The sequence below is a fragment of the uncultured Ruthenibacterium sp. genome (genome assembly GCF_963558415.1).
Lineage (GTDB): Bacteria > Bacillota > Clostridia > Oscillospirales > Ruminococcaceae > Ruthenibacterium.
Genome location: NZ_CAUWGY010000131.1, coordinates 1 through 3,802, shown reverse-complemented (window position 1 = coordinate 3,802; position 3,802 = coordinate 1). Strand labels below are relative to the sequence as shown.

The 3,802-nt window shown below is 44.1% G+C and carries 5 protein-coding genes; all 5 read left to right on the top strand.

Translation table 11 applies throughout. The annotated features are described in order from the left end of the window. Window positions 1-300: 300 nt before the first annotated feature. Window positions 301-618, top strand: a complete 318-nt coding sequence (locus AB5H98_RS12950) for a DUF6514 family protein (protein WP_367926302.1) — start codon at window positions 301-303, stop codon at window positions 616-618. Next, window positions 605-1,372: a sporulation initiation factor Spo0A C-terminal domain-containing protein gene (locus AB5H98_RS12945; protein WP_367926301.1), complete on the top strand. Its 768-nt coding sequence runs from the start codon at window positions 605-607 to the stop codon at window positions 1,370-1,372. The genes AB5H98_RS12950 and AB5H98_RS12945 overlap by 14 nt, the downstream gene beginning before the upstream one ends. Window positions 1,373-1,390: 18 nt before the next feature. Then, window positions 1,391-2,656 carry a sensor histidine kinase gene (locus tag AB5H98_RS12940; protein WP_367926300.1) on the top strand — a complete coding sequence of 422 codons (1,266 nt, stop codon included), beginning with the start codon at window positions 1,391-1,393 and terminating at the stop codon, window positions 2,654-2,656. Window positions 2,657-2,773: 117 nt separating this feature from the next. Next, window positions 2,774-3,484, top strand: a complete 711-nt coding sequence (gene pyrH / locus AB5H98_RS12935; RefSeq protein WP_367926299.1) for a UMP kinase — start codon at window positions 2,774-2,776, stop codon at window positions 3,482-3,484. 16 nt (window positions 3,485-3,500) lie between these two features. Continuing rightward, window positions 3,501-3,802, top strand: a 302-nt coding sequence (locus tag AB5H98_RS12930; RefSeq protein WP_367926298.1) for a ribosome-recycling factor, incomplete at its 3' end; no start/stop codon positions are given.

Here is a 3,802-nt window from a genome sequence, read left to right as displayed (position 1 = left end):
ACCCTCGACCTTACGGATGCGAACCGTACGCGCTCCCAGCTGCGCTACGGGCCCATAGCTCTTCCCAAGAAGATTGCTTATATAGATTACTCCATTCAATGTGGATTGTCAAGCATTTTTTTACAAAAATAAGAAGTTTTTGCAGAATGCCTCTTTTAGGGATATATGCGTTATGATAAAATAATAGAAAAGATTTGGGCCGAAAAAAGTCGACTATTTCCACTTGCGTACAATTCGATCGTTTTCGTACACTAAAATCAGCCTTTACGAAATTATTTGGTGGAATGTGAGGAATCAAGAATGGAGAGCGGTACGATCGTTTTTGAACGGACCCTATCGGAACTTGAGCCACTACAATCATCGAGTACTTTGCGGTATGTACTCGATGATGTTAAAAACGGCTCTAAGCGTTATGGGGTCAAAATCACACAATCGATTCGGGATTGTGTGTACGAGGCACGTTGTGGTATGCTGTGTACGACGAAGAATCAATGCTATCGATTGCTTCGTTTCCTGTATGAAAATGCAGTCACACCAGTGCATTTGGAAGATATTATACAGGATATATGCAATCAGGGCCTTTTGGAGGGATTGGAACAAACAAATGAATGTGAATAGACAAACAGAAGAGTTACATGGATCGCCTATTCGTGTGTTTCTGCTCGATGCTAGCCCAACCATGCGAGCAGTTTTTCCAGAGTATTTGAAGGAAGAGAAGGATATCGTTCTGTGCGGCAGCGCTGCAAGTCCACAACGGGCGCTCAATGAATTAGAGAGACTGAAACCGGATATTTTGCTGATTGGCCTGGAAGCTCCGTATGAAGAGTGGCTTTATTTTCTGGAGACATTCCGTAGAATGCCATGTGGTAGGATGGCACATGTGATTGTAACTTCTACGGATCTTAGAGAGCGAATTTGTAGAGAATTTACGCGTTATGGTGTGGACTGTTTTATGGCACGTCCGGTACACCTGCCTCTTTTGATGGACCATATTCGGCATGTGTCTAGCAGGACAGAAAATTTGCGTCCCGATATTAATGCACTCGTAACGGAAGTTGTTTTGTCCTTTGAAATCGGAATGAAGTTACTTGGTTGTACTTATATTGCTGATGCGCTACTAATCCTTTTAATGCAGGGAAAGCCGTACCCTCGAATGGAAGAAATATATCGTATTTTGACCGAGAGATACGATACAACAGAATCCTGCGTTGAAAGCGCAATGCGAAAGGCAATCAAACGTATTTTCCAGCAGAACAGTGCTATGCTGCAGGAAATGTTACACTTGTCGCATATTGAAGGGACCAATCATCTGGCGAATGCAGATTTTCTGTTTATGTTGGCGGCTGGCGTTCAAATTAAATATCGATTGTAATTGAGTAGGGGGAGAAACATGCAGAACATCTTTTTACCAAAAGAGATTCTACGCTCTTATATGGAAGGGGTCGTTCTGATACAGGATGTCGGCTCCCTTCTTTCTTACGCAAGCCAAAGTTTAAAACAACTCTTTCCGGATACGATGGCTTACTATTGGCTAAAAAGAGAACAAGAATGGTTTCAACTGAAAGTTTTGGAGCCTCAAAAGATATGTTTTGAACGTGGAAAAGTTTCTTGGCAGGAGACAGCGGATTTATTACTGAGCGGGCTGCAAACGGAACTTTCGGCATCGGACGGGATATTGTTTAAAATGTCTTGCAACGAAGTGGACTGGGGCGTAGTTTTCCTTTCGCCACTTCCGGACAGTTTTGACGAGGAAACGATGCAAGTTGCGCGAAAATTGGTTTGGCTGTTGGCACAGCAACTGTTGCCAATGCTCGAGGAATTTTCTCCGAGGCAGACTGCATTGCACTTATTAAAGAAGGATGCTTTGATTTTATTTGCAGAAGAAATCAAAACGCCTCTTTCTCTTGCCAGCGTGGCGGCGCAAACTGTAGAAGCAAAACTGCACTATGCACAGCAGGCTGAATTGGAAGAAAAGTGCGGGCAGCTTTTGCGAATTCTGGATCAGAATTTGAGAAAAGCGATTCGTGCTTCGGACAATGTTTTGCAAGTTGGACGCTTGGAGAGTGGTTATGCTCAACCAGAATGGCATTCTTTTGATTTGAATGAGTTTTTGGAGGAACTTTTCAGACAAGTTGTCCCTTATGCGGCCAGTGAATCGGTGGATTTCACGTATCAGAGCAATCTCACCTCGCCTCAGTTGGTCATCACGGATATGGAATATGTAGAAAGAATTGTGTTGAATTTGATATCGAACGCAATAAAGGGGTGCCGTCGTTGTGAACGTCGCGGGGAAATTCGCGTTACAGCAGCAGTGCGTGACGAACAGATTTCTATTACCGTTCGTGACAATGGAGTCGGCATTCCGCGGGAAGATTTACCGCATGTGTTTGAAAAGTTTTGGCAGCCGTCCAATGCTGACTGTGAACGACGTGGTACAGGAATGGGTTTGTATTTGGCACATCTTTTGACAAAGCAGTTGAAGGGGAGAATCTGGGCAGAAAGTGCGCGTCAAGGAGTCTGCTTTACATTGTGCGTTCCGGCAATGGCACAAAGAATCTCCGCAGTAACAAGTGTAAGTGGCGGGATACGGAAAGATCTCATTGCTGAACGATTAAAAACAGAGCTATGCGAGTTCCTTCCTATGGGAGAATTTTAATAGCAAGGGAGAATAGAGAGAAACACCCAGGCAGGGTGTTTCTCTTTTTTCATCTTTACTTTGTATCTGAAATCATGTAAAATAGGAACGAAAATATCAGTAGGGTGTGATGCTTTGATGGCAATTCAGTATAAGCGAATCCTTTTAAAATTAAGCGGTGAAGCGTTGGCTGGCTCTGCAGGTTTTGGCCTGGATGTGGATACGATTCAGGATATTTGTGTTGGCATTAAAACTGCACATGAGTTGGGGGCACAAATTGCAATTGTAGTAGGCGGCGGAAACTTTTGGAGAGGGCGTTCCAGCGGAGAGATGGAACGTACGCGCGCAGATCAAATTGGAATGCTCGCTACGGCAATGAATGCACTTGCAGTAGCCGATTCATTGGAACATTTGGGGCTGGAGGTACGCGTACAGACTGCCTTAAATATGCAGCAGGTTGCGGAGCCATATATTCGTAATCGTGCCATTCGTCATTTGGAAAAGGGCAGAATCGTCATCTTGGCGTGTGGAACTGGAAATCCATTTTTCTCTACGGATACGGCGTCTGCGTTGCGCGCGGCTGAAATTAATGCGGATATCATTTTCAAAGCTACGATGGTAGACGGTGTATATGATAAAGATCCGAAAAAATACGATGATGCAAAAAAATATGATACATTGACATTTAGTCGTGTTTTGGCAGATAAACTTGCGGTGATGGATAGCACAGCCGCAACAATGTGCCGGGATAATCGGCTTCCGATTCTTGTTTTTGATATTTTGCATCCTGAGAACATTGCCAAAGCTGTATCTGGAGAAAAAATCGGCACACTTGTAACTGAAAAATGAAAAGAGGAGAAGAAATATGAGTTCGGAGACCAAAGTTTATGAAGACAAAATGACCGGTGTCATTAATCATCTTACAAAGGAATTGGCGGCGATCCGTGCTGGTCGTGCGAATCCCGCTGTATTGGACAAAATTACGGTGGATTACTATGGAACGCCAACTCCGATCAATCAAGTGGCGGCGATTGCTGTTTCCGAAGCTCGTATTTTGACCATTACTCCTTGGGATGCGTCTTTGATGCGCGCAATCGAGAAGGCGATTTTGACGTCTGATGTTGGAATCAATCCTACCAATGATGGACGTGTGATGCGCCTCGTTTT